This window comes from Promicromonospora vindobonensis (assembly GCF_042685865.1).
Lineage (GTDB): Bacteria > Actinomycetota > Actinomycetes > Actinomycetales > Cellulomonadaceae > Promicromonospora > Promicromonospora vindobonensis.
The window spans coordinates 752,348-776,764 of sequence record NZ_JBHUOG010000002.1 but is presented as its reverse complement, the minus strand read 5'-3'; the positions used below and the strand labels follow the sequence as shown (position 1 = coordinate 776,764).

At 70.5% G+C, this 24,417-nt stretch carries 23 protein-coding genes; 13 read left to right on the top strand and 10 right to left on the bottom strand.

Annotated features, from left to right (window positions below; translation table 11 throughout):
* Positions 1–17: 17 nt before the first annotated feature.
* The 6 genes from ACFS27_RS16655 to ACFS27_RS16630 form a co-directional block, all read right to left on the bottom strand.
* Positions 18–1,019 carry a cytochrome d ubiquinol oxidase subunit II gene (locus ACFS27_RS16655; protein ID WP_377185030.1) on the bottom strand — a complete coding sequence of 334 codons (1,002 nt, stop codon included), beginning with the start codon at positions 1,017–1,019 and terminating at the stop codon, positions 18–20.
* Complete coding sequence (locus tag ACFS27_RS16650; protein ID WP_377185028.1) at positions 1,016–2,422, bottom strand: cytochrome ubiquinol oxidase subunit I; 1,407 nt, start codon at positions 2,420–2,422, stop codon at positions 1,016–1,018. The genes ACFS27_RS16655 and ACFS27_RS16650 overlap by 4 nt, the downstream gene beginning before the upstream one ends.
* Positions 2,423–2,499: 77 nt before the next feature.
* Complete coding sequence (locus ACFS27_RS16645) at positions 2,500–3,066, bottom strand: hypothetical protein (RefSeq protein ID WP_377185026.1); 567 nt, start codon at positions 3,064–3,066, stop codon at positions 2,500–2,502.
* Positions 3,067–3,080: 14 nt separating this feature from the next.
* Complete coding sequence (locus tag ACFS27_RS16640; protein ID WP_377185024.1) at positions 3,081–4,229, bottom strand: zinc-dependent alcohol dehydrogenase; 1,149 nt, start codon at positions 4,227–4,229, stop codon at positions 3,081–3,083.
* Entirely contained in the window at positions 4,226–4,390 is a 165-nt protein-coding gene (locus ACFS27_RS16635; protein WP_377185022.1) for a hypothetical protein, read from the bottom strand. Before ACFS27_RS16635 ends, ACFS27_RS16640 begins: the two co-directional genes overlap by 4 nt.
* Before the next feature lie 69 nt (positions 4,391–4,459).
* A complete protein-coding gene (locus ACFS27_RS16630) occupies positions 4,460–5,137 on the bottom strand; it encodes a sugar O-acetyltransferase (protein WP_377185020.1) in 678 nt (225 codons plus the stop codon).
* Positions 5,138–5,374: 237 nt separating this feature from the next.
* Between ACFS27_RS16630 and ACFS27_RS16625 the strand changes: the two genes are divergently transcribed.
* The 9 genes from ACFS27_RS16625 (at position 5,375) to ACFS27_RS16585 (ending at position 16,550) form a co-directional block, all read left to right on the top strand.
* Positions 5,375–7,576 carry an alpha-galactosidase gene (locus ACFS27_RS16625; RefSeq protein WP_377185018.1) on the top strand — a complete coding sequence of 734 codons (2,202 nt, stop codon included), beginning with the start codon at positions 5,375–5,377 and terminating at the stop codon, positions 7,574–7,576.
* A gap of 56 nt (positions 7,577–7,632) precedes the next feature.
* Positions 7,633–8,682, top strand: coding sequence for a zinc-dependent alcohol dehydrogenase (locus ACFS27_RS16620; protein WP_377185016.1), 1,050 nt, complete (start codon positions 7,633–7,635; stop codon positions 8,680–8,682).
* On the top strand, positions 8,679–9,680 hold the full coding sequence (locus ACFS27_RS16615; RefSeq protein WP_377185014.1) for a Gfo/Idh/MocA family protein: 1,002 nt from the start codon (positions 8,679–8,681) through the stop codon (positions 9,678–9,680). The genes ACFS27_RS16620 and ACFS27_RS16615 overlap by 4 nt, the downstream gene beginning before the upstream one ends.
* A gap of 4 nt (positions 9,681–9,684) precedes the next feature.
* The gene (locus tag ACFS27_RS16610; protein WP_377185012.1) at positions 9,685–10,713 is read left to right on the top strand and encodes a glycerophosphodiester phosphodiesterase family protein; all 1,029 of its coding nucleotides are present in this window, start codon (positions 9,685–9,687) and stop codon (positions 10,711–10,713) included.
* Positions 10,714–10,745: 32 nt separating this feature from the next.
* Entirely contained in the window at positions 10,746–11,903 is a 1,158-nt protein-coding gene (locus ACFS27_RS16605; RefSeq protein ID WP_377185010.1) for an ROK family protein, read from the top strand.
* A gap of 248 nt (positions 11,904–12,151) precedes the next feature.
* Positions 12,152–13,438 (top strand): ABC transporter substrate-binding protein, encoded by a 1,287-nt coding sequence (locus ACFS27_RS16600; RefSeq protein ID WP_377185008.1) that lies wholly within the window; start codon positions 12,152–12,154, stop codon positions 13,436–13,438.
* Positions 13,439–13,455: 17 nt separating this feature from the next.
* Positions 13,456–14,355: a carbohydrate ABC transporter permease gene (locus ACFS27_RS16595; protein ID WP_377185006.1), complete on the top strand. Its 900-nt coding sequence runs from the start codon at positions 13,456–13,458 to the stop codon at positions 14,353–14,355.
* Positions 14,352–15,203 (top strand): carbohydrate ABC transporter permease, encoded by an 852-nt coding sequence (locus ACFS27_RS16590; protein ID WP_377185004.1) that lies wholly within the window; start codon positions 14,352–14,354, stop codon positions 15,201–15,203. The genes ACFS27_RS16595 and ACFS27_RS16590 overlap by 4 nt, the downstream gene beginning before the upstream one ends.
* A 36-nt stretch (positions 15,204–15,239) precedes the next feature.
* On the top strand, positions 15,240–16,550 hold the full coding sequence (locus tag ACFS27_RS16585) for an ADP-ribosylglycohydrolase family protein (RefSeq protein WP_377185002.1): 1,311 nt from the start codon (positions 15,240–15,242) through the stop codon (positions 16,548–16,550).
* Positions 16,551–16,853: 303 nt separating this feature from the next.
* Here the strand turns inward: ACFS27_RS16585 and ACFS27_RS16580 are convergent, their stop codons facing one another.
* Positions 16,854–17,903, bottom strand: coding sequence for a zinc-binding dehydrogenase (locus ACFS27_RS16580; RefSeq protein ID WP_377185000.1), 1,050 nt, complete (start codon positions 17,901–17,903; stop codon positions 16,854–16,856).
* 74 nt (positions 17,904–17,977) lie between these two features.
* Between ACFS27_RS16580 and ACFS27_RS16575 the strand changes: the two genes are divergently transcribed.
* The 3 genes from ACFS27_RS16575 (at position 17,978) to ACFS27_RS16565 (ending at position 20,476) form a co-directional block, all read left to right on the top strand.
* Entirely contained in the window at positions 17,978–18,562 is a 585-nt protein-coding gene (locus ACFS27_RS16575; RefSeq protein ID WP_377184998.1) for a TetR/AcrR family transcriptional regulator, read from the top strand.
* Positions 18,563–18,687: 125 nt separating this feature from the next.
* Positions 18,688–19,320, top strand: coding sequence for a TetR/AcrR family transcriptional regulator (locus ACFS27_RS16570; protein ID WP_377184996.1), 633 nt, complete (start codon positions 18,688–18,690; stop codon positions 19,318–19,320).
* A 13-nt stretch (positions 19,321–19,333) separates the two neighbouring features.
* Complete coding sequence (locus ACFS27_RS16565; RefSeq protein WP_377184994.1) at positions 19,334–20,476, top strand: glycosyltransferase; 1,143 nt, start codon at positions 19,334–19,336, stop codon at positions 20,474–20,476.
* Positions 20,477–20,567: 91 nt separating this feature from the next.
* On the opposite strand, the gene ACFS27_RS16560 is transcribed toward ACFS27_RS16565, so the two are convergent.
* Positions 20,568–20,972, bottom strand: a complete 405-nt coding sequence (locus ACFS27_RS16560) for a nuclear transport factor 2 family protein (protein ID WP_377184992.1) — start codon at positions 20,970–20,972, stop codon at positions 20,568–20,570.
* Between the two features lie 193 nt (positions 20,973–21,165).
* Here ACFS27_RS16560 and ACFS27_RS16555 point away from each other — a divergent pair, with 193 nt between their 5' ends.
* Positions 21,166–21,519: a TraR/DksA family transcriptional regulator gene (locus tag ACFS27_RS16555; protein WP_377184990.1), complete on the top strand. Its 354-nt coding sequence runs from the start codon at positions 21,166–21,168 to the stop codon at positions 21,517–21,519.
* 182 nt (positions 21,520–21,701) lie between these two features.
* On the opposite strand, the gene ACFS27_RS16550 is transcribed toward ACFS27_RS16555, so the two are convergent.
* Both ACFS27_RS16550 and ACFS27_RS16545 read right to left on the bottom strand, forming a co-directional pair.
* Positions 21,702–22,745, bottom strand: a complete 1,044-nt coding sequence (locus ACFS27_RS16550; protein ID WP_377184988.1) for a hemolysin family protein — start codon at positions 22,743–22,745, stop codon at positions 21,702–21,704.
* Positions 22,738–24,105: a hemolysin family protein gene (locus ACFS27_RS16545; protein ID WP_377184986.1), complete on the bottom strand. Its 1,368-nt coding sequence runs from the start codon at positions 24,103–24,105 to the stop codon at positions 22,738–22,740. Before ACFS27_RS16545 ends, ACFS27_RS16550 begins: the two co-directional genes overlap by 8 nt.
* Positions 24,106–24,417: the final 312 nt, after the last annotated feature.

Below are 24,417 nucleotides of genomic sequence, written 5' to 3'. Positions count from 1 at the left end.
CATCGACGACCCGCGCCTCAGCCCTGGGTCCACGGTTCGCTCTGGGTCAGCCGGAACAGGTACACCAGCGGCGGTATCACGATGATCCCTGCGAGCACCGCGACGAGCAGGAGTGCCCGCAGGGTGGCAGGGGCTCCCGCCGCGTCGGCGATGGTGACCTCGTCGACGAGCAGCCACGGGTACTGTGCCGCGCCCCATCCGACGACGACCGAGGCGACAGCGACGACGGCGCTGACCCGCGCGGCGGCGGGCTTCTGCTTCCAGAGGAGCGCGAGGGCCACGAGCCCGCCGAGGATCGAGGTGATGATCAGGGGAGCCGCTCTCCCGGTCAGGCCTTGGGCCAGCGTGGGCGCGTCGCGGGTGATGGGGAGGAGCGAGCCGAGCACCAGGACGCCGGTGACTGCTCCGACCAGCAGAGTGCGTCGACGCAGCTCGGCGGCGAGCGATTCGTGGCCCGCACGCGTCGCGTCGGCGGTGAGGAACGTTCCGGCCAGGAACGTGCAGCAGGCGACCGTGATCACGCCCGCCAGGAGCGAGGTCGGGTTCAGCCAGGAGGACCAGCGGTCACCCTGGCCGTCGGCCGGCACCCGTCCCGAGGCGATCGCGCCGGCGGCTGTGCCGAGGAAGAACGGCGCCATGAGCGACGAGCCGGCGAACAGAGCGCCGTAGAACCGAGCCTGCGACAGCGTCGGAGAGTACTTGCGGAACGCGAAGCCGGCGCCGCGCAGCACGATGCCGAGCAGCGCGAACAGCAACGGAAGGATCAAGGTGGACATCGCGGCGGCGAAGGCGGTCGGGAACCCTGTCCACCAGGTGACGAGCACGTAGATCAGCCAGACGTGGTTGGCCTCCCACACCGGGCCGATGCTGTGGTCGATCTCCGTGCGCAGCTCCGCGCCTCGGGCAGCGCTGCCCGCGGTGATGTCGTAGAAACCGGAGCCGAAGTCCGCCCCGCCGAACACGGCGTAGGCGACCAGCCCCACGAACATGGCGATGGCCACCGCGAGCTCGACAGTCACGGCGCGGCCCGCCCGGAGCTCTCGTCGGACAGTCTGGACTGCGGGCCGTACGGGCTGGGCAGGTCCTTTTGTCCCTGCCGCCAGCGGCGCGACATCGACCGCAGCACGAGCACGGCACCGACGGTCAACCCGGTGTAGACGACCACGGTGATGGCCAGCAGCCACCACAGGGCGGGGTAGTCCCCCGCCGCCTCCGAGGTGCGCATGATGCCGTAGACCACCCAGGGCTGGCGTCCCACCTCTGTGGCGATCCAGCCCGACTCCACGGCGACGACGGCGAGGGGCCCTGCTGCGGCGCAGAACCTCAGGAACCACGTGTGGTCGAGCAGGTCACGCTTGCGCACCCACCGAAGCGCCCAGTAGACGACGACGGCGAGGGCCAGCAGCGTGCCTATCCCGATCATCGTCTGAAACGCCCAGTGCGTGATGTTCACCGGCGGCTGGTCCCGCAGCGGGATGGTGTCCAGGCCGCGGACCGGTGCGGTGAGGGAGTTCTGCGCGATGAGCGACCCGAGCACCGGGATGTCGAGGGCCCAGCGCACCTCGCCGTCGACCAGTACGCCACCGATACGGAGCGGCGAGGGGCTCTCCGTGGTCGTGGCGAGCTCGAACGCGGCGAGCTTGGCCGGCTGTCGGTCGCCGAGGCCGCCGCCGAGGAGGTGCCCGACGACGGGTTGGACGACTGCTGCGACGCTCGCGAAGCTGAACGGCAGCAGAAAACCGAGCCGGTGGTGTGCGTCGCGGCGTCCGCGCAGCATGCCGACGGCGTAGACCCCCGCGATGGTGAAGCCGACGAGCATGTAGGCCGCGAGCCACATATGGGCGAACTGCCACCCTGCGATCGGGTTGAACATCGCCGCCCACGGGTCGACATCGGTGACCTCGCCGTCGACGATGCGGAAGCCGGCGGGGGTGTTCATCCAGGCGTTGACCGAGATCACGCAGAACGTGCCGACCACACCGGCCACCGCCATCGGAACGACCATGAGCAGATGGCGACGCGGCGGCATGCGCCCCCATCCGTAGAGGTAGATACCCAGGAAGATGGCCTCGACGAAGAACGACAGCCCCTCCAGGGCGAACGGCAGGCCCAGTACGTCGCCGAAGGTCCCCATCAGTCCGGGCCACAACAAGCCCATCTCGAAGCTCAGGACCGTGCCAGACACGGCGCCGATCGCGAACAGGACCGCAGAGACCTTGGCCCATCGCTGCGCCAGGACGAGCGCGACCCCGTCGTCGCGCGCCACACCCCGCCAGTGCGCCACGAAGATCATCGCAGGGAAGGCCACACCGAACGACGCCAGGATGATGTGCCACCCCAGGGTGAACGCCATCTGCTGGCGCGCCGGAAGCAGGCCGGCCGGGTCGGCCGCGACCACTGACAGGGCGTCGTGGACCAGCACCTATGGAACCCCCGGCAGTGCGCCGACCGCGGCGCCGCGCGCGAGGCCGGCCACGCACGCGGGGCGGACGCCGGACCTCACGTCCGTGCCCGCCGGACCACGGCCCGGACGCCTCGGTAGATCACCACGCCGGCCAGTACCCAGGGCCCCACGACGACGACGGGGTCGAGGACCTGGTGCCGCACGTCCACCCGCCCGGCCCGGGAGCTGAGCGGATGGTGGGAAGGTTCCGCGAGCACGCCGGTCTCGGTCACCGGGTTGTCCGGGCGGGTGGTCGCGAAGGAGGCGAGGTGGCTCTCGACGGCGTCCACCCGGTCGGCCGCGATCAGCAGCAGCCAGTGTGCGGCGCGGCCCTCGCTGAACCGCTGGTACGCGAACCTGCGGACCACGCCCGACAGGCCCTTCAGCGGCACCGACGTGCCGAAGACCGGCGTCAGGCGTGCATGCTCTATCGAGCGCTCGCGCGGCCGGTGCTCCTCCTGCTGCTCGGGCAGGTCCCAGTGTGCGCCGGTCTCCAGCCCACGCACCTCGCGGGGGTAGGACGGGCGGTCCGCGGGGTCGAGATCGGCGCCCCAGCCCGGTATGCGGGCTCTGAGCTGCTCCGGCGTCTCGGGCAGAGGCGGCTTGTCGGCGGTGTACGGCACGCTCGTCCCCTCTCTCAGTCGGCGCCGGGCACGACGAGCGGCTTGATGCAGCCGTCGAGCTTGGCGGAGAACATGTGGTACCCCTCGGCGATGTGCTCCAGGGGGATCCGGTGGGTCACTATGTCGTTCGGCTTGAGGTAGCCGCTGCGCATGTGCTCGAACAGCCGCGGCCACTGCCGTTTCACGGGCGCCTGGTTCATGCGCAGGGTGAGCCCCTTGTTCAGGGCGTCACCGAACTTGACCGCGCTGAAGATGGGCCCGTACGCACCCATCACCGAGACCGTGCCGCCCTTGCGCACGGAGTCGATAGCCCAGTTCAGTGCGATCGGCGATCCGCCCTGCAGCTTGAGCTTCGCGCCCGTCACGTGCTGCAGCAGGTTTCCGTCCGCCTCGGCGCCCACGGCGTCGATCACCCGGTCGGCGCCGAGCCAACCGGTGACGCGCTTCAGCTCCACGACGATGTCCTTGTGCCGCGTGAAGTTGACGGTCTCGGCATAGGCGAACGTGCGGGCCATCTCCAGCCGGTCGTCCAGGTGGTCGACGACGATGACGCGGCCGGCTCCCATCAGCCACGCCGACCGGGCGGCGAACAGCCCGACCGGGCCCGCACCGAACACGACCACGACGTCGCTCTCCGTGATGTCGGCGAGCTGCGCGCCGAAGTATCCGGTGGCCAGCGCGTCCGTGCACAGGACGGCGTCCTCCTCGTCCATCCAGTCGGGCACGATCGTGGGCCCGACGTCGGCGAACGGCACCCGGACGTACTCGGCCTGCGCGCCGTCGTAGCCGCCGGTGGTGTGCGAGTAGCCGTAGATGCCACCCACTGCCGTGGCGTTCGGGTTCACGTTGTGGCAGTTGGAGTACAGACCGCGCGCGCAGAAGAAGCAGGTTCCGCAGTAGATGTTGAAGGGCACCATCACCCGGTCGCCGACGGCGAGGTTGCGCACCGACGGGCCGACCTCGTGCACGACCCCCACGAACTCGTGGCCGAACGTCGACCCGACCCGCGTGTCCGGCATGAGGCCGTGATACAGGTGCAGGTCCGACCCGCAGATGGCCGCCGTCGTGACCCGCACTATCGCGTCGTTCGGATGCTCGATCCGAGGTACGTCCTTCTCCTCGACGCGGACCTTGTACGGTCCGCGATACACCATCGCTCTCATTGCGACCCCCGTACCGAGATCCAGGCCATGAGGTGTGCCGGAGCGTCCGGTCCGGCGTTCGGGCTCCCTGCACCGGCCAGCGTGCTGCCCGTGAACAGGACCAGCATGACGTCGTGGCCCTGCTCCCCCGAGTAGTCGCGCTCGTGGTGTGCTGCATTCATCCGCGTCCTCGGCGAACGACCTCTCCACTGTCGTAACCGGGCCGACCACTCGCACGTCGAGATCTCAGGTCACGAAGCGGAACCGCTCGGCTCGGACGGCGCGGGCGCGACGGCCCGTTTCGTGGTCAGGGTCCGCGGGGCCTTGTAGTGCCACTCGCGGTCGGCTTCCGTGATCTCGCGCAGGACGCGTGCGGGCACCCCACCCACCACGACCATCGGCGGGACGTTGGCGGTGACCACGGAGCCCGCGGCGATGACCGAACCCTGACCGATCGTGACGCCGGGCAGGATGGTCACGTTGCTGCCGACCCACACGTAGTCCTCGATCACGACCGGCGCGGAGAACTGCTCGCCGTGGGGGCGGGCCGCCGGGTGCAGCGGGTGCCCCGTGGCGGTGATGGTGACGTGCGGGGCGAACATCACGTTGTTGCCGATGGTGATCGGTCCGTCGTCGACGAGAGTCAGGCCGGTGTTGGCGTAGACCCCGGAGCCGACCGTGGTGTGCGCCCCGTAGGCGACGAACAGCGGCGGCTCGAACCATGCCTGGTCTCCGAGCGCGCCGAACAGCTCCGTCAGCACGCGTTGCCGGTTCGCGAGGTCGCGCGGCTCGAGCGCGTTGAACTCCCGGGCCAGCTCCTTGCCCCGCACCCGTGACTCCTCCAGGGCCTCCAGGCCTGGGCCGACGTCCAGGTACAGCTCCTGGTCGCCGATCCGGCGCCGCACCTCCTGCTCACGCTCGTCCACCACCGCACACTCCTTTTGCTTCGACATCACGTTTTGCTCCGACATCACGCGTCCGGCGGGCCGGCTCGGGTCGTCCTGCGAGCCGGCACCACGCCTTGCGTACGGTCGCACACGCCTGGGCTGACCGCGCTGCTCGCGGCGACGTCCGGCGACGCTGCTGACCACACCGAGACGTGACCTCGGCGGCGAGGCGTGCAGCGGCCTTGCGCTATTCCTTTCACGGTGGAAAGATAACCGCCCGTGAGCCAACGGAGTGCGACCATCCCCATCCCTGCCGACACGGACGGCATCGTGGTGCTGCGGTCCGATCGCCTGAGCGCAGCCCTGGACGTGACGGGTGGTGTCCCGCGGATCCTGCACTGGGGTGCCCCGCTGACCCGCGCCGCCGACCACCTCTCGTTCCTGCGCTCGCTCGCGGAGTCGCAGAGCGGGGCGGACTCCCTGCAGGACGCCGCGCCGCCCGCGCTGCTCCCGGAGCAGTCGGCCGGCTGGGCGGGTTCGCCGGGCCTTGAGGGGCATCGCGACGGCACCCGGTTCTCGAGCCGCTTCGTCGCGACGGGGCACGACCTGGACCAGGGCGAGGACGGCACCCAGACGCTCGTCGCGCACGGCGCCGACGATGATGCGGCCCTCACGCTGACGTCGACCGTCCAGCTGCTCCCGGGCGGCGTCCTGCGCGTCCGCGCCACCGTGACCAACACCGCGGCGGCCGGTGCGTACACCGTCGACGCCGTCCGGGTGTGCCTCCCGGTCCCGACCGAGGCGCAGGAGATCCTCGACTTCGCGGGGCGCCACCTCCGCGAGCGCACGCCGCAGCGACACCCGTTCGTCGTTGGCACACACCTGCGGGACAGCCGCCGAGGGCGGACAGGCTCGGACGCTGCCACCGTGCTCGCGGCCGGGTCCGAGGGCTTCGGGTTCCGCACCGGCGAGGTATGGGCGGTTCACACCGCCTGGAGCGGCAACCACACGACGTTCGCGGAGCTTGGCCTGACCGGGTCCCGCGTCCTGGGCGGCGGCGAGGTTCTCCTTCCGGGTGAGGTCGTGCTGGCGCCGGGCGAGTCGTACTCCTCGCCGTGGCTGTACGCCGCCTACGGCAACGGTCTGGACGAGGTGTCCCAGGCATTCCACCAGTACCTGCGTGCGCGTCCGCAGCACCCGTCGACGCCGCGCCCCGTGGTGCTCAACACGTGGGAGGCCGTGTACTTCGAGCACGACACCGATTCGCTGGTCGACCTGGCCCGCGTCGCCGCGCGCGTCGGCGTCGAGCGGTTCGTGCTCGACGACGGCTGGTTCCTTGGCCGGCGCGACGACCGGGCCGGGCTGGGCGACTGGCAGGTCGACCCCGCCGTCTGGCCGGACGGTCTCGGCCCCCTGGTGTCCGCCGTGCGCGCCCACGGCATGCAGTTCGGGCTCTGGTTCGAGCCAGAGATGGTCAACGAGGACTCTGAGCTGGCGCGCGAACATCCCGAGTGGATCCTCGGCCCCGCCGAGCGGCTGCCGGTGCGCGGCAGGAACCAGCAGGTGCTGAACCTGACGTCTCCGGGCGCCTTCGCGCACGTGCTGGAATCGATGAGCAGCCTCGTGCGGGAGTATGCGATCGACTACATCAAGTGGGACCACAACCGGGACCTTGCCGAGCCCGGCCACCGGGACACGGGACGCGCCGCCGTGCACGAGCAGACCCTTGCGGTCTACGCGCTCATGGACGAGCTGCGCCGCCGCCACCCGGGGCTGGAGATCGAGTCGTGCGCGTCCGGCGGCGGACGGGTGGACCTGGAGGTGCTGCAACGGACAGACCGGGTGTGGGCCAGCGACTGCATCGACCCCCTCGAGCGGCAGCAGATCCAGCGCTGGACCGGCCTGCTCCTGCCGCCGGAGCTGGTGGGCTCGCACGTCGGGGCGCCGACCGCCCATACGACCCAACGCACCCACAGCCTGGCGTTCCGGGCGGCCACCGCACTGTTCGGCCACTTCGGGATCGAGTGGGACATCCGGACCGCCACCGAGAAGGAGCTCGACGAGCTCGAGGCCTGGGTCGAGCTCTACAAGCGGGAGCGCGATCTCCTGCACACCGGCACGACCGTGCGGGCGGACTACCCCGACGAGTCGTACTGGGCACACGGGGTCGTGGCCGATGACCGGTCCCGGGCGCTGTTCGCCTTCGTCGCGACGCAGACCACGCTCGCCGCCCAGCCCGGGCGCGTCCGGCTGCCCGGGCTTGACCCGGAGGCGCTCTACCGCATCGAGCCGGTCGAGCTCTCGTCGTCCGCGCTCACCAGGACGGCGGGCGGGCCGCCGTCCTGGTGGACGCGCCCCGCCTCCGTCCCCGGCGAGCTCCTGGAGACGGTCGGCCTGCAGGCACCCATGCTCTACCCCGAACAGGCACTGCTGTTCCGTCTCGTCCGCGAGGACACCACCACCGGCACGGGCGGCGCCTGAGCCCGCCGGGCACAGCTCCTACCCGTACACCGCACCGACCCGGAAGGACCCATCCCGTGGGACGTCTCGTTCGCTTCAGCTCACCGAGAAAGGCCGAGGTCGTCGACGTCGACGACGCGCCGTTGAACGCCGGGGAGGTGCGCCTGGAGACCCTCTGGTCCGGCATCTCTGCCGGGACCGAGCTCACCGCGTACCGCGGCACCAACCCGTACCTGAGCAACCGCTGGGACACCGAACGGCGCCTGTTCGTCGCCGGTGAGCCCACCTACTCGTACCCGATCGACAGCTTCGGGTACGAGGAGGTCGGCCGGGTCGTCGAGGTCGGTCCGGCCGTCGAGCAGGAGCTGGTCGGCAGCGTCGTCTGGGGCGCGTGGGGCCATCGGTCCACCACCGTCCAGGACGCCGACCGGGTCCGGACCCGGCTGATGCCCGCCGGCTCCGCCGACCGGTCCGGCGTCTTCGCGAAGATCGGTGCCATCGCCCTCAACGCGGTGCTCGACGCCGACGTCCACGTCGGTGAGACAGCCGTCGTCTTCGGTGCCGGCGTGCCGGGCCAGATCACCGCTCAGCTCGCGCGGCTGAACGGGGCGAGGGTCGTCGTCGTGGACCTCCTGTCCAAGCGCCGGGAGCTTGCCGCTCGGCTCGGCGCCGACGTCGTCCTCGACCCTGTCGTGGACGACGTCGCGGAGCGCGTACGTGAGCTGACGTCGGGCCGGGGTGCCGACGTCGCGATCGAGATGAGCGGAAGCCACCAGGCGCTCAACGAGGCGGTGCGGTCGGTCGCGTACAGCTCACGCGTGGTGGCCTCCGGCTTCTACCAGGGCGGAGCCACCCCGCTGCGGCTGGGTGAGGAGTTCCACCACAACCGGGTCGCCGTCATCGCCTCCCAGATCTCCGGGGTGGCGCCCGCGCTGCAGCACCGGTGGGACGAGATCCGGATGACCCGGACGGTGCTGGACCTGGAGCGTGCGGGAAGCCTGCAGCTGGAACCGCTCGTCACGCACGTGGTCCCCGCTGACGACGCGCCGACGGCGTTCCGCATGCTCGACGAGGCGCCGGACGAGGCCCTGCAGGTCGTGCTCGACTACCGAACGGGCGACCTGTGACTGCCAGCGACAGCGGGGTGCGGCCGCTGCGCTGGGGCATCCTGGCGACCGGCGGTATCGCGCGGCTGTTCACGAGCGACCTGCTCGCGCACGGGCACAGCGTCCACGCCGTCGGGTCCCGCTCCGCGGAGAATGCGGCGCGCTTCGCGGGGGCGTTCGGCATACCACAGGCCCACGGCTCGTACGAGCAGCTCGTCGCCGACCCCGACGTAGACATCGTGTACGTCGCGACGCCCCACTCGATGCACGCCGAGAACGCGCACGCGGCACTCGCGCACGGCAAGCACGTGCTGGTGGAGAAGGCGTTCACCCTGAACGCGGCCGAGGCGCAGGACGTCGCGTCCGAGGCTCGTCGGCGCGGCCTCGTCGTGATGGAGGCGATGTGGACGCGGTTCCTGCCCCATATGGTGCACGTGCGCGAGCTCCTGGCCCAGGACCGCATCGGCACCGTCCGATCCGTCCACGCGGAGCACGGCCAGCTGCTGCCCTTCGCCGACGACCACCGGCTGCGCGCCCCTGCCCTCGGCGGGGGCGCACTGCTCGACCTCGGGGTCTACCCGCTGTCGTTCCTGCACGACGTCGTCGGGGAGCCGGACACGATCGACGCCCGGGCGATCCTGACACCCACCGGCGTCGACGCGTCGGTCGCGACGGTGTCGACCCATGCCGGAGGCGCCATCGCCACGACCTTCTCCTCGATGGAGGCCTGCGGGCGCAACGAGGCCACGGTCACCGGGGACGACGGGCGGATCGAGATCGCCGCCACGTGGTTCGCGCCGGCCGCTGTCACGCTGCGGGACGCGACCGGCTCGGTCGTGGAGGAGTTCCGCGCCGACGTCACCGGTCGGGGCATGCAGTACCAGGCAGCGGAGGTGGAGAGGCTCGTGCGGGACGGGCACGTCGCCGGCGAGATCATGCCCGCCGAGGAGTCCGTCGCCGTCATGCGGACCCTGGACCGCGTGCGCGAGCGCATCGGCCTGCACTACCCGGGCGAGTGAGCGCGTGTCCACGCCTGCGCCCCTCGTGATCGCGCACCGTGGGGCCTCGGGGTACCTGCCGGAGCACACCGAGGCGGCGTTCAGGCTCGCGCTCCAGCTCGGCGCCGACGCCGTGGAACCCGACGTCGTGCCTTCGCGCGACGGCGTCCTGGTCGTCCGGCACGAGAACGAGCTGTCGATGACCACCGACGTCGCCGACCGGCCCGACCTCGCCGACCGCCGCACCACCAAGGAGGTGGACGGCCGGCCCGTCGAGGGCTGGTTCACCGAGGACCTGACCTGGTCGGAGCTGGCGACCCTGCGGGCAAGGGAACCGCACCCGGACCTGCGCCCGGACAGTGCCCGCTGGGACGGGCGCTGGCCGGTGCTGCGCCTCGCTGACGTGCTGCGGATCGTCGCGGAGCACGGAGCACCGACAGCCCACGTCGTCGTCGAGGTGAAGCATCCCACGACGTTCGCGGCGGCCGGCCTGCCGATGCCGGAGCTCCTGGACGCGGAGCTCGACGTCGCCGAGGTGATGGGCTCCTCGGACTGGCTCACCGTGGAGTCGTTCGAGAGGTCGGTGCTGATGGCGGTGGCGGCGCGCGGTCTCGACAGCCGCCGCGTCTACCTGACGGGGGCCGTCGGCGCGGCGTTCGATCTCGTCGCCCGGGACGGCGAGGACGCCACGACATATGCCGCCGAGCTCGCTGACCCGGCCTCGCTCGCGACGCTGGAGGCTCCGGAGCGTGCTGGCTCCGAGCCGCTGCTGCACGGCATCAGCGTCGCGAAGGATCTTCTGCTGCGAGACAGGGACGGCGGACGGCAGCTCGTCGACCACGCGCGGTCGGTGGGCCTGGAGACCTGGGCCTACACGCTGCGGCCCGAGAACCGGTTCCTGGCGCCCCGGCACCGCGACGGGCCGGAGGCGGCCCACGGACACTGGCGCCAGGAGCTCTCCGCGCTACTGGACACCGGGCTGGCGGGCGTCTTCGCCGACCATCCCGACCTCGTCCGCGCGGCTCTCCCCCGCGAGACCCGGACGCCGGGATAATGGCGGCCACGCGGCGCACGGACAGGGGCCACATGCTCGACCTCCCGGAGGGGATCAGCCTGGACATCGCAGAAGACTCCGCACTCCCGTCACTGGCGCGCGCGGTGGCTATCGACATTCTCGTCAACGGCGCCCAGCCGCGCGCGAACCTGGGCGAGCGGCTGGGGATCTCGGCGGCGACCGTCACCCGGCTGGTGCGTCCCCTGCTCGCGGCCGGCGTGCTGGTCGAGGCCGAGATCCTGCGGACCCCCGGCCGCGGCCGGGCGGCAGTCGCACTCGACGTCGTCCCGGACAACTATCGGTTCATCGGCGTGAAGCTCACGACCGACTCGGTGTACGCCGTCGCGACGGACCTGCGGGCTCGGATCGTCGACCGCGAGATCGTGCCGCTGCTGTCGCTGGACGTCCCCGACGTCGTCGAGACGGTGTGCACGGTGGTGCGCGGGATGCAGGCACGCGGCGGACCGGTCCCGGTCCAGGCCGTTGGGGTCACGGTCGGCGGCCTCGTCGCCGAGGGCGAGGTCGTCGCTGACTCGCCGTTCCTGCACTGGCACGACGTGCCGTTCCGCCAGCTGCTCGCAGAGCGACTGGGCGTGCCGGTACGGCTGGAGAACGACGTCGTCGGGCTCACGACGGTGCAGCACTGGTTCGGTGAGGGGCGCGGCTGCCGAAGCTTCGCCCTCCTGACCGTCGGGGCCGGCATCGGCTACGGGCTCGTCGTCAACCACCAGCGCGTGCCCACGGGCATCGCCCCGATGAGCCACTACCTGGTCGACCCTGCCGGTCCTCCGTGTGCCGCTGGCCATCGCGGCTGCATGACCGCCCTGCTGACCTCCGGCTCGATCGCGACGGCCGTCTCGATCGGCCACGGCCGCCTGGTGTCGTTCGAGGAGGCGCTCGGCCTGACCGCCGACGGCGACGCCGTGGCGACCCGGGTGGTCAGCGACGCGGCGCGGGCGCTCGGGAGGTCTGCTGCAGCGGTGAGCGCGATGACGGGCGTAGAGCGAATCGTGCTCTCGGGTGAGGGCGTGGGACTCGCGGAGCTCGCACCGGACGCGCTCCGGGCCGGATACACGGAATATGACGTGGGTGAGGCGCAGCAGGCAGAGCTGGTGGTCCGTCCGATGGACTTCATCGAGTGGGCCCGCGGCGCGGCCGCCGTAGCGATCCAGGCGGAGTTCCCGGGCTGACGCGCGTCTGCCGCGTCCACATCGAAGGGACATGACGAACAGAACCGCCGCACCCTCCGGGGCGTCGGGAATTCGTCGTGCGCACTGCCCCGGGCTGTTGATCGGCGGGCCGAGAGCCTCGGGTTGACACTTATCATTTCGCGCTGCAAATATATCAACGGCCCACAACGGCGTCTGGCCCTCGAAGATCGACCCGGCGCCTCGGCACACCACCGACCGAGATATCTCGACGCGAGGAGATCGCGCTCATGAACCGTTCGACGCCCACAGCCGCCGTCGCAGCACTCGCGACCGTGCTCGGGCTGGCTGCCTGCACCGGGGTGCCTCCTGAGGGAGCCGCCGACACGTCCAGCGACGGCGAGGTGACCATCCGCTACCTCGTCGAGCAGCTGGAGGACGCCTCGGCCGAGGACCGGCTTCGCGGGCGGCTCGACGAGTTCGAGGCTCAGAACCCCGGAGTCACCGTCGAGCTCAACACCCTGCCGTACGACACCATGCGTACGATCCTGCAGACGCAGCTCCGGTCGGGCGATGCCCCCGACGTGTTCAACTGGGGCTCCGGACCTGGCTTCGGCGGCGCCCTGGCCGATGCCGGGCTGCTCTACGACCTCACCGACGAGTACGAGGAGCGCGGCTGGGAGGTCTACCCCTTTGCCAAGGAGCGCGTCACGACGGATGACGGTGTCGTCTACGGCATCCCCGGTGAGATGGAGACGCTCGGTGTCTTCTACAACCGCGAGGTGTTCGACGAGCTCGGCCTCGAGGAGCCGGAGAACCTGGCCGACCTGGAGCGGATCGCGGACCAGGTCAAGGACGCAGGCCACGAGCCCTTCGCGGTCAGTGATCAGGAGGGCTGGCAGGGAGGCCACCATCTGAGCATCGCGCTGTCCAGCGCCGTCGGTTCCGAGCGAGTGACCGAGCTGATCGAGGGCGAGCGGCCGTGGACCTCGCCCGAGGTCGTCGAGGCGATCTCGCTGTGGCAGGACTGGCAGCAGGCCGACTACCTGACCCAGTTCCCGACCTCGGTCTCCTACGACTCCGGCAACGCGCTGTTCTTCTCCGGCGAGGCCGCCATGATCCCCATGGGGAGCTGGCTGGCGGACGCCATCGCGACCACCGCGGAGTTCGAGGCCGGCTACTTCCCGTTCCCCGCACAGGACGGTCCCGGCGTCTACTCGTCCGGTCTCGGTTCAGGTCCGATGATCTCGGCCACCACCCAGCACCCTGAGGAGTCGCTGGCGCTGCTGGACTTCCTCTCCACGCCGGAGCACGGCCGGTGGATGATCGAGAACCTCAACGTGATCCCGCCGTTCCCGGCCGACACTGACGACATCGACGTCTCGCCCCTGTTCGGGCAGGTCCTCTCCGACGTCGAGAAGGTCGGCACCGGCACGGGCGACTTCGGGATCAACATCGACGTCCTCATGGACGACGCGTTCAACGAGGCGATGTCCAACGGCATGCAGGGGATCTACTCCGACCAGTCGACGCCGGAAGAGGTCGCCCAGGCACTCGAGGAGGCGTCGAAGAAGTGACCCGTATCAGCACCGGCATGCCTCGAGTGACCCGTCGCGCACAGATGCGCCTCGGCATCCTGCTCGTCGCCCCGGCGATCGCAGTCATGGCTGTCTTCTTCCTCTTCCCGATGGTCAACGCCGTGTACTTCGCGTTCGTCGACTTCGACGGGCTCGATCCGGCGCCGCCGTTCGTCGGCCTGGACAACTTCACCGAGATGTTCAGCGACGAGCGCATGTGGGCCGCGCTGGGCAACAACGCGGTCTGGATCGCCCTCGGCACCGCGGCACCGCTGCTCATCGGTCTCGCGCTCGCGCTGCCGATGTGGACCGTGCGGCGCGGGAGCGCCTTGTACCGGGTCGCGTTCTTCATGCCGTACGTACTGCCGCAGGTCGCGATCGGCATCGTGTGGAGCTGGATCTACGACCCCGTGCGCGGCTGGCTCAACCGGGTGCTCGAGGTGATCGGTCTCGGAGGGCTGCAGACCGGGTGGCTGGGCAACCCGGACACGGCGCTCTTCGCGGTGCTCGCCACGGCCGTCTGGGCCACGTCCGGCTTCGTCTTCGTGATCTTCCTGTCGGCTCTGCGCAACGTCGACGTCGAGCAGGTCGAGGCGTCTCGCCTCGACGGTGCCAACGCCCTCCAGCGGCTCTGGCACGTGATCCTGCCGCAGATCATGCCCGTGTTCCTCATGGTCACGACCATCACGCTGATCGGTGGGTTCAGCGTCTTCGACATCATCTTCGTGATGACCGGCGGTGGCCCGGCAGGCGCCACCGACGTGCTGGGCACCTACGCCTACACGAGCGCCTTCGAGCTCAGCCGGATCAGCTATGGCATCACGCTGGCACTGTTCATCACCGTTCTCGCGGTCCCCTTCACCATTGGCCTCAACCGGCTGCAGCGCCGGCTCTCGATGCAAGGAACAGGCGCATGAAGGTCCAGCCGCACACCATGTCCCCGCGTCGACGGTCGGCTCTGGCCGGCAAGCACACGCTGCTCGTCGTCCTGTCTTTCCTGGCGCTGTTTCCGGTCTTCCTGACCGTGTCGACGGCGTTCAAGACGCCGCAGGACGTCCAGGTCAACCCGTTCGGGTTCTTCTCCTCGTTCTCCACCGAGAACATCGTGACGGCATGGACCGTCGGCGGGTTCGGCAGGTATCTGGTCGACAGCATCCTGCTCAGCGTGCCGAGCACGCTGTTGGTCGTCGTGCTCTCCACGATGGCGGGGTACGCCTTCGCGCGCCTGCCGTTCCCCGGGCGCTCCGTCGCGTTCTACCTGGTGATGCTCGGCCTGCTCGTGCCGTTCTTCACCTACATGATCCCGCTCTACTTCCAGCTGCGTGCCATCGGACTGCTCGACACGCTCCTCGGCGTCAACCTCGTGCTCGCCAGCACTGGCCTTGCGTTCGGCACCTTCTTCATGCGGGCGTTCTTCACGGACCTGCCCACCGAGCTCGAGCAGGCAGCGCGCATCGACGGGGCGACGGAGTGGCAGATCTTCGTGCGGATCATGGTGCCGCTGGTCAGCTCCGGTGCCGGAGCCCTGGCGGTGTTCACGTTCCTGCAGAACTGGAACAACTTCCTCGTACCCCTGCTGTACCTGCCGGGCGGCAGCTACCAGCCGCTCACGACCGGGCTGTACCTCTTCCTGGGTGGCCGCTCGATCGATATCGGTCCGCTCGCCGCGGGCACCCTGATCACGATCCTGCCCGTCGTCATGCTCTTCGTGCTGCTGCAGAAGCAGGTCACGCAGGGCTTCCTCTCCGGCGCCGTGAAGGGCTGACCGAACCAATCATGACTTCCACAGACTGGACCACCCATGCATGACGTGACCGACCCGCGCGACATCGTGCCCGACGAGGCGGAGCAGCGCAGGCTGACCGGCTACGACGTCGACACCCTCGAGGCCGACGCGCACGAGGCCGCCCAGGCCGGCGACCTCGGCCGCCTCGCCGAGATCGCAACCGCCCTCGACCAGCTGTCGCGCCGCTCCGACTGGACCTACACCGAACCCGACGACGACGCCTCGCTGCACCAGATCGCCGCAGCAGCCGGCCGGATCCCGGTCGACGCGGCTCAGCTGCCCCACCGGATCCGAGGCGCCTGGCTCGGCCGGGCGGTCGGCAACACGATGGGCAAGCCGATCGAGGGGCTGACCAGGCAGCAGGTGGAGATCTACCTACGGGCCGCCGGCGCCTGGCCGCTGCGGGGCTACGTGCCGCTGGTGGACCCGCTGCCCGAGGGCGTGCCCGCACTGCACCCGTCGGCGCCGGTCTCGACCACCGGGAACTTCACCGACGTGCCGCGCGACGACGACATCGACTGGACCATAGTCGGGCTACACATCATCGAGTGCTACGGCCGCGACTTCACCACCGAGCAGGTGGCGGCCGAATGGCTGGACCGCGTGCCGTTCACCCAGACGTACACCGCGGAGCGGGCCGCCTACCGCAACCTGGTGCACGGCCTCAAGGCCCCGGAGACCGCCACGACCGGCAACCCGTACCGCGAGTGGATCGGCGCGCTGATCCGCGGCGACGTGTTCGGCTACGTCAACCCCGGCGACCCGGGCACCGCAGCCCGGACCGCTCTGGTGGATGCTCGGCTGACCCACACCGGCAACGGCATCTACGGTGAGCTCTGGGCTGCGGCCCTGTGCGCCGCAGCGCTTGCGGCCACGGACATGGGCGAGGTGCTGCGGGCAGCGTCCGGTGTGGTTCCGACCGGGTCGCGGCTGGCCGAGGCGCTGGCCGGCGTCGAGCGGCTCCACGCGAGCGGTGCATCCTCGACCGAGGCGCTGGACTGGGTGGACAACCATCTGTCGCAGTACCCCTGGGTGCACACCATCAACAACGCGGCGCTGATCGCCGTCGGGCTGCTCTGGGGCGAGACGTTCGTCGACGCGGTGGCGCTGACCATCGCCGGTGGGCGCGACACCGACTCCAACGGGGCGACCGTCGGCAGCGTGTACGGCGCGCTTCATGGTGCAGCCGCGGTCCCGGAGGACCTGGTGGGGACCACCCATGTTCAGGTGCGCAGCGCAGTCCGGGACTTCGACCGGGTGACTCTTGACGAGCTCGCGGACAGGACGCTCGCGCTCGTGAACGTGCCGTCGAACACACTGCGGTAAGCGACAGGGCAGGCCCGGACGGTGGACGTTGCGCCGCCCGGGCCACCGCCCACACACTGTGCAGGTAGCGATGGTCATGCTGGTGTCCCCAGGTGGGCGACTTCTGGACCGATCCATGTTCACCCAGGGAACGACGAGCTCAGAACCCGTGCGTCGAGTCCCCCGATGGCGAGGCAACAGCCGTGCGGTCCTTGGGCTGAACGGCGAACATGGTCACTTCTCCGGGCCGTCGGGCGCATGCTCTCGCCGACGAGGTCCTCCCGATCCGGCCGATAGCAGGGGCCCGCTCCGGGGTGCGATCCCTCACGGGTGCAAGACGATCTTGCCCACGTGCTGTCGTCGGGCAAGCTCCTCCTGGGCGAGCGCGGCCTGCCGCAGCGGGAACGTGGCGGCGACGACCGGCTGGATCTCCGCCCGGCGCGCAAGGTCCATGAGGATCTCGAAGTGGGCGGGAGTGTGCATCGAGGAGCCGATCACCTGCGCGTTGTGCAGGTAGAGGCGCCGCACGTCGAGGTCCACGCCGTAGCCACCGAGCGCGCCGGCGATCACCCACCGGCCACCTTCGCGCAGCAGCGGCAGCCCCGCGCTCACCAGGTCACCCGCGACGACGTCGAGCGCGACGTCGATCCCCTGCGGAGCGGCGGCAGCGATCTGCTCGACGACGTCTCGCGCGCGGTCGACGACCTCGTGCGCACCCGCCTCCCGCACCGCTTCGATCTTTGATCCGCTGCTGATGGCGATCACCGTCGCACCGCGCGCACGGGCGAGCTGCACCAGCGCCAGGCCGACGCCGCCGGACGCGCCCGAGACCAGCGCGGTCTCCCCCTCGCGCAGCCGGCCACGCTCGATCATGCCCAGCGCCGTGCCGTAGGCGGTGGGCAGGCTCGCCAGCTGTTCGTCCGTGAGCGGCGACTGCGTCACGTCGTGCACACGCTCGGCGCGCGCCGTCACGTACTCGGCATATCCACCGTCGCGTTCGCTGCCCATCAGACCAACGGGATTGGCGTCCGGCCCGTCCCCGTCGTAGATCGCCGGGTCGACGACGACGCGACGGCCCACGAGACCCTCGTCAACACCCTGACCGACGGACGCGACCTCGCCCACGACGTCGGCGCCCTGGATGCGCGGAAAGTCGATCGGGCCCCGCCAGCCCGCCAGCGCGTCCGCGTCCTCCGGGCGGCCGTACGCACCCTGCCGCGTCCACAGGTCGGTGTTGTTCAAGGCCACGGCACCGACCCGCACCAAGATCTCCCCCGTCTGCGGGGCAGGCACTGCCACGTTCGCCGCTTCAAGAACCTCCGGGCCTCCGTGGCCGGTGATCCGTACTGCACGCATGGTCGTCGGCACGCTCATCGGTGCACCCTTCCTAGGTATACTGATCTGTAAAGCTGTGACGAGAGTACACCGATCGGTAAAGGAGCGCACGCATGCAGGCATCGCCAGCGGTATCACCGGCGGGCCGCCGCATCCTGACAGCCGCCGAGGAGCTGTTCTACCACCGCGGCATCACGGCGGTCGGCGTAGACCTGATCGCCGAGCGGTCCGGCGTGACGAAGCGAACCCTGTACAACCAGTTCGGATCCAAGGACCACCTGGTGGCGAGCTATCTCGCCGAGCGTGACCAGCGCTGGCGCTCACTCGTCCGTTCGACCGTCGACGCCTGCACCGACCCCGTCGACGCGGTCACCGCCCCGTTCGACGCCCTGCGCACCTGGAGCACGACCAACGCCCGCGGGTGCGCGTTCATCAACGCACTGGCCGAGCTCCCGGACGCCTCTCATCCCGCGCACCGCATCGCATCGGACCAGAAGCGCTGGCTGCTGGACCTGTTCACCGAGCTCGCCTCCGCGGCAGGCCGCACGAAACCCGCCTCGCTCGCCGCCCGGCTCCTCGTACTGCACGAGGGCACGCTCGCCCTGCAGCCACTCGCGCTCGACGTCCTGGCGGAAAGCAGCGAGCTCGCTCGAGCGCTCGTCCGGGCGAGCGCGGTACAGGACGTCAGACCCGCCTAGAGGCCGAAAGGCTGCGTCGCCCCGACCGGGGCGACGCCGGACGGCTCCCTCGACCTCCAGGCGGACGCCGCCGCCCGTGGCCGCACACCTACAGTGGGTGCGTGCCACGTACCTACCGTTCAGCCGTGCGAGAGCAGGCCGCCGCATCGACCAGGGCCGCCATTCTGGACGCCGCGGAGGCGCTCTTCGCCGAGCACGGCTACCCGCGAGTGACCATCGCGCGGATCGCACAGGGGGCCGGGGTGGCACAGGGCACCGTCTACGCGTCCTTCGGGAACAAGCTCGCCCTGGTGCGCGAGCTCACCGAGCGCGCAGCGGAGGACGACAGCATCGGCACCGCTCTCTCCGCCATCGCCAAGGCGTCGGACGGCCGCGAGATCGCCGGCCTGGCCGTGCAGAGCACCGGCGAGGTCGTCCGGCGGCACGGACGCCTCATGGCCGTGCTCGTCAACAACGCCGCGGCCGACACCGAGATAGGCGAGATCTTCGGCGGCACGGAGCAGCTGCTGCGCGACCGGTTCCGTCTCATCGCAGCCCGGCTGGCCACCGTCGGAGCGTTGCGCCCTGGCCTGACCACCGCCCGGGCGACCGACGTCCTGATGTACTACCTGAGCCCCGAGTCCTGGTTGCGGCTGCGTGGGCTCGGCTGGGGCTGGCCCGCGTGCCAGGACTGGCTCCGGCGCGAGCTGCCTTTCGCGCTGTGCGGAGACCTGGGCATCGTTGCCGACGAGTCACCCCGAGCAAATCCGATGGAGTAGTACGCTAATCAATATGCGGATACTCTTCTCAAGTACGCCCGCCCACGGCCACCTGCTGCCCCAGCTCCCGCTGGCACGAGCCTTCCGGAACCGTGGTGACCAGGTAGCGGTCATGACCGCCGACCTCTTCGCCCCGGTGCTGGCCCCCGAGGGCATCGAGCTGCTCCCTGCCGGCCCCGGCGCGGACGTCCTCTTCGCGGAGTCGGCCCGCCGCACCGGCGTCGACGCGGCCGCGGACCCCACGCCGGAGGCCGTCGCCGAGTTCTTCGCCGGCACCCGGATCGACCTGACGGCGGACGATGCCCTGGCCGCCGCTCGGACCTTCGCGCCCGACCTGATCGTGGCCGAGGCGATGGACTTCGTCGGGCCCCTGGTGGCGGCGGCGCTGGAGGTCCCGCTGGCGACACTGGCGTTCGGGCCGGCGATCCCCGCGGAGTTCACGGACGGGGTCAACCGGATGGCCGCCGACCGCTACGCGAAGCGCGGGCTGACCCCGATTCCTGCCCGGTGGTACCTCGACCCGTGCCCGGACCTGCTCCAGCCGCCCGGCTGGGACGCCCCGCAGACCCGGCTGCCGCTGCGGCCGGAACCGCACCAGGGTCCCGGCCCGGCGGCGGTCCCTCCCGCCGTTCCCGAGCGCGGCCAGGGACCCCGAGTGCTCGTCACGTTCGGCACCCACTTCTCGGACCCCGCGGCCCTGATCCCGATCCTCACCGAGCTGCGGGATGCGGGCGTGGACCTGGTGGTCACCCTCGGCCTCACCGCGCGGGCCGAGGACTTCGGCGCCGCAGGCGACGGCGTCACCTTCACCGGCTTCGCCCCGCTGGCCGAGCTGCTGCACGACGTCGACCTGGTGGTCACCCACGGCGGCGCCGGCACCACTCTCGGCGCGCTGGCCCGCGGCCTGCCGCTCGTCGTCGTGCCACAGGGCGCCGACCAGTTCCTCCAGGCAGCAGTGGTCGACGCGTCGGGCGCCGGCATCGCCGTGCAGCCGGGACCCGACGTGCCGCAGGCCGTCGCCAAGGCCGTCGGAACACTGCGCACGGACGCCGCATACGCCGCATACGCCGATGCGGCCCGCGCCGTGGCCCAACAGATCCAGGCCATGCCAACACCGGCCGAGGTCGCAGAGCAGCTGGCCAACGCCCTGAACTGACGCGACGTCACACCACGCGGGTGGGACCGAACGGCCGGATTGCTCCCCGAACAGCGGTCGCCGTCCCTGCGAGGCCCGGCCGGGCGTTGGACTACTCCTCGGCAGGGGCGTCGCCGTCGGCGACGAACGTGGCGTGCGCTGCGACGATCCTCCACCCTGCCCGGTCGTCGCGCGTCCAGGTCCGGGTGTAGCGCATCCGGGCAGCCAGACGCTCACCGCCGAAGGTGCCCTCGAGAGTCCCGAGGAACCAGGTGACCCCGGTGCGGGCGGTCACCAGCACCCTGAGGTCCTCTTCCTCGACGCGACTCATCACCTGATAGCCGGAGGCGTGCGCATCCAGGTCGTCCCGCTTGGACAGGACGTTCCCGTCCGGCCCGGTGAACAGAGCCGTGTCCTCGATCAGGCCATCCAGGGCGTCGACGTCGGACGCGAGCTGGGCGGCCTGTAGGCGCCTCTCGGCTTGACGGAGGCTTTCAGCGGGGTCGGCGATCATCATGGACACAGCGTGCCGAGCCGAAATGCCCCGCACCAGGAGATTCGCTCACGGCAGACGGCTGCAAGGCAGTGGAAGCCATCGACGACCGGTCACCCGGAACCCGTGCTGCACAGGGACTGGACTGGCGGACGACCGTCGCCGGTAGCCTGCGAGAGTCAGCAGGCCCGATACTCGTGAGGAAGGCGGCGGGAGAATGCCTCCGATCACTGAGATCCATGCGCTGTTGATCGCCGACCGCGAGCGCACGACGGACCTGATCTCCTCTCTCTCCGGCAACATTGCCTCGATGGTGGAGGCGTCGCAGCTCACCGCGGCCGACGACGAGCACGACCCTGAAGGGTCGACGATCGCCTTCGAGCGCTCACAGGCGAGCACGCTGCTCGCTGCGGCCAGAAGCCATCTGGCCGACGTGGACGCCGCACTCGCGAGGATCGCCGCCGGCAACTACGGCTACTGCGAACGCTGCGGACAAACAGTCGCACGTGACCGCCTGCTGGCCCGGCCCACGGCCCGCACCTGCATCGGCTGCGCCGCCGCCGGTAGCTGACGCCCGCTCAGCCCATTCGCTCCTCCAGGAACTCGAAGCGGTCGGTTCGCAGGGAGGCTCATCCTCGGTCCGGAGGACAGGCCCAATGGCGAGCGCACGAGCCAGGTCGGCAGCCCGGTTCCAGCGACGCCCGTCGGTGGAGCAGCGCATCGAGGGTGACCGCAAGGTCGACGGTCCATGCCTCAGCGGGAGGCGATCTGCGCCGCGTCGCTGACTTCTCCGACCAGGCGCTCGACGACGTCCTCGAGCATGGCCACGCCGGTGACGGCGCCGTCGACGGTGACGAGAGCGACGTGGGTGCCACGCGACTGCATCGCGGCCAGCGTGGCCTCGAGCGTGGTGTCGTCCGGGATCGAGCTCAGCGGTCGGACGAGGTGGCTACCGATCGGCGACTGGATTCGGTCCGCGGCGAGGCCAAGGATGTCCTTGACGTGCAGGTAGCCGACGATCTCGCCGTCGGACGCGGTCAGTGGGAAGCGGGAGTACCCGTTGCGTACGCACGCGGCCTCGGCGCCGGCGGGAGTGACGTCGCACGGGAGGGTGACCAGGTCGTCTCGGGCCACCGCGACAGACCCGACCGTCTCCGTACCGATCGTCAGCGCACCGGTCAGCAGTGCGTGCTCGTCCTCGTCGAGCACGCCCTGGTCGCGGGACTCGGCGACGAACGCCGCGACCTCGTCAGCGGTGAAGGCAGAGGCGACCTCGTCACGCCGCTCTACGTTGATGGTCCGCAGGACGATGTTCGCGATCCAGTTCAGGAAGACGATGAGTGGTTTGAGGGCTGTGACGACGACGTACAGGGCTGGCCCGAGGACGAGGGCGGACCGTTCCGGGCCGGCGATGGCGATGTTCTTGGGGACCATCTCGCCCAGGACCATGTGCAGGAACACCACGACGCCCAGCGCGATCGTGAACGCGATGGTGTGCAGGAGCGCGCCGGAGATGCCGAGAGCGCCGAGCGGGATCTCCAGTGCGTACGCGACGGCCGGCTCACCGATCGCGCCGAGGCCCAGGGAGCACATGGTGATCCCGAGCTGGGCGCCGGCCATCATCAGCGACACGTTCTCCATGGCCCGCAGCGTCAGACGCGCGGCGCGTGAACCCTCGGCGGCGCGCGGCTCGATCTGGGTGCGGCGGGCAGCGATGAGGGCGAACTCCGCACCGACGAAGAACGCGTTGCCCGCCAGGAGCGCGATGGTGATGGTGATCGCCCAGCCGTCAAGCACGGTCCGTCTCCTCGTCGAGCTCCTCGACCGTCATGGTCATGCGGTCCACCCGCCACCCATCGACGCGCTCGACCCGGAGCAGCGCCTTCACCGGCAGGGGGATGTCGTCCTTGTCGTGCCGCTCGGCGTGCCTGGCGGTGAGCGTGATCTCGTCACCCGGCTGCGGAAAGCGTTCGAGCTGCTCGGTGACCAGGCCGCTGACCGTGTCCGACTCGCGCGCCTCGGGGAGCTGGACGCCCGTGAGCTCGCCGACCTCGTCGGGTCGCAGGAGGCCCGACAGCGACCAGCGGTCCTCGCCGAGCGCCCGCGCACCACGCATCGGACGGTCCTGCTCGTCCTCGATCTCCCCGACGAGCTCCTCGACGAGGTCCTCCAGGGTCAGGATGCCGTCGGTCCCGCCGTACTCGTCGACGACGAGGGCGAGCTGCAGGCCCCCGCGCAGGACCTCGAGCGCAGAGTCGAGGGGCATCGTGGACGGCACGGCGCGGATCGGCCGGACGACGTCGCGCACCTCGCGCCGGTGCCGTTCGTCGCGTTCGACCGCCAGCGCGTCCTTGAAGTGGACCACCCCGATGACGTCGTCCACGTCACGTCCCAGCACGGGAAACCGGGCGTGACCGGTCCGCGCGGCCAGGGTCAGGACTTCGGCGACCGGCCGGTCACCATCGATGAACTTGACCCGTGGGCGCGGCGTCATCGCGTCGGACGCAGTCCGTTCGCCGAGCTCCGCGGAGTGCGCCAGCCGACGCGCCGTCACCTCGTCGATGAGGCCTCGCTGCGCCGAACGAGCCACCAGGGAACCGAGCTCCTGTGCGGACCGCGCCGACGCCAGCTCCTCCTGCGGCTCCATCCCCAAGGCACGCACGATGCGGTTCGCCGAACCGTTGAGGAACCAGACAAGCGGCGAGGTGACCCACGTGAAGCCACGCTGCAGGCCGGCGACAGCGCGGCCCACTTTCAGCGGCTCGGCGATCGCCCAGTTCTTCGGGACCAGCTCACCGAAGACCATCTGCACCACGGTCGCGATGAGGAAGGCGATCGTGAAGGCCAGCGGGCTCGCACTCTCCGTCGGGAGCCCCGTTGCCTCGATCGGACCGAGGAGCAGGGCCGCGATCGAGGGTTCGGCGATGAACCCGACGACCAGGCTGGTCACCGTGATGCCCAGCTGAGCACCCGAGAGCTGAGTAGAAAGCTTGCGGACCGCCGCATGGAGCGAACCCGCCCGGCGGTCTCCCTCCTCGGCAAGGCGCGCCACCGTGGGCCGGTCGACCGTCACCAGCGCGAACTCGGCAGCGACGAAGAGAGCGTTGGCACCGATCATCACCAGGACCACCAGGAGCAAGAGCCACTCGACGATCACAGCGTGCTCACTTGCTCGATCGAGGACGCGCCACGACAACCGCTCCAGGGCGGCCCACTACCTGATTGCGCCATGACGGAAGGCTAACCCGACCGCATGGTTCGGCGTCGAGATACCAGGCTGATTCCCGCAGCGGTCATCGTGGAGGCCGTTCGCAGACCGAGACGTCGTTGCAGGAGCGACTCACGGATCACGATCGTCCTCGGGCGCTCAGGTGTAGACCTGCACCTACCGCGCGGCATAGGCGAACTCCGCCCCCCAGCCAGGCCCAGCTACCCGCCGGACAAGCCGTATGCCCACTTTCTGTCGGCG

What these genes read in the sequence shown, in the direction of transcription:
- ACFS27_RS16640 (WP_377185024.1), bottom strand. Translation starts at nt 4,229, where the DNA reads ATGAGAGCGATGGTGTATCGCGGACCGTACAAGGTCCGCGTCGAGGAG.
- ACFS27_RS16635 (WP_377185022.1), bottom strand. Translation starts at nt 4,390, where the DNA reads ATGAATGCAGCACACCACGAGCGCGACTACTCGGGGGAGCAGGGCCAC.
- ACFS27_RS16605 (WP_377185010.1), top strand. Translation starts at nt 10,746, where the DNA reads ATGCTCGACCTCCCGGAGGGGATCAGCCTGGACATCGCAGAAGACTCC.
- ACFS27_RS16600 (WP_377185008.1), top strand. Translation starts at nt 12,152, where the DNA reads ATGAACCGTTCGACGCCCACAGCCGCCGTCGCAGCACTCGCGACCGTG.
- ACFS27_RS16595 (WP_377185006.1), top strand. Translation starts at nt 13,456, where the DNA reads ATGCCTCGAGTGACCCGTCGCGCACAGATGCGCCTCGGCATCCTGCTC.
- ACFS27_RS16590 (WP_377185004.1), top strand. Translation starts at nt 14,352, where the DNA reads ATGAAGGTCCAGCCGCACACCATGTCCCCGCGTCGACGGTCGGCTCTG.
- ACFS27_RS16585 (WP_377185002.1), top strand. Translation starts at nt 15,240, where the DNA reads ATGCATGACGTGACCGACCCGCGCGACATCGTGCCCGACGAGGCGGAG.
- ACFS27_RS16580 (WP_377185000.1), bottom strand. Translation starts at nt 17,903, where the DNA reads ATGAGCGTGCCGACGACCATGCGTGCAGTACGGATCACCGGCCACGGA.
- ACFS27_RS16575 (WP_377184998.1), top strand. Translation starts at nt 17,978, where the DNA reads ATGCAGGCATCGCCAGCGGTATCACCGGCGGGCCGCCGCATCCTGACA.
- ACFS27_RS16565 (WP_377184994.1), top strand. Translation starts at nt 19,334, where the DNA reads ATGCGGATACTCTTCTCAAGTACGCCCGCCCACGGCCACCTGCTGCCC.
- ACFS27_RS16560 (WP_377184992.1), bottom strand. Translation starts at nt 20,972, where the DNA reads ATGATGATCGCCGACCCCGCTGAAAGCCTCCGTCAAGCCGAGAGGCGC.
- ACFS27_RS16555 (WP_377184990.1), top strand. Translation starts at nt 21,166, where the DNA reads ATGCCTCCGATCACTGAGATCCATGCGCTGTTGATCGCCGACCGCGAG.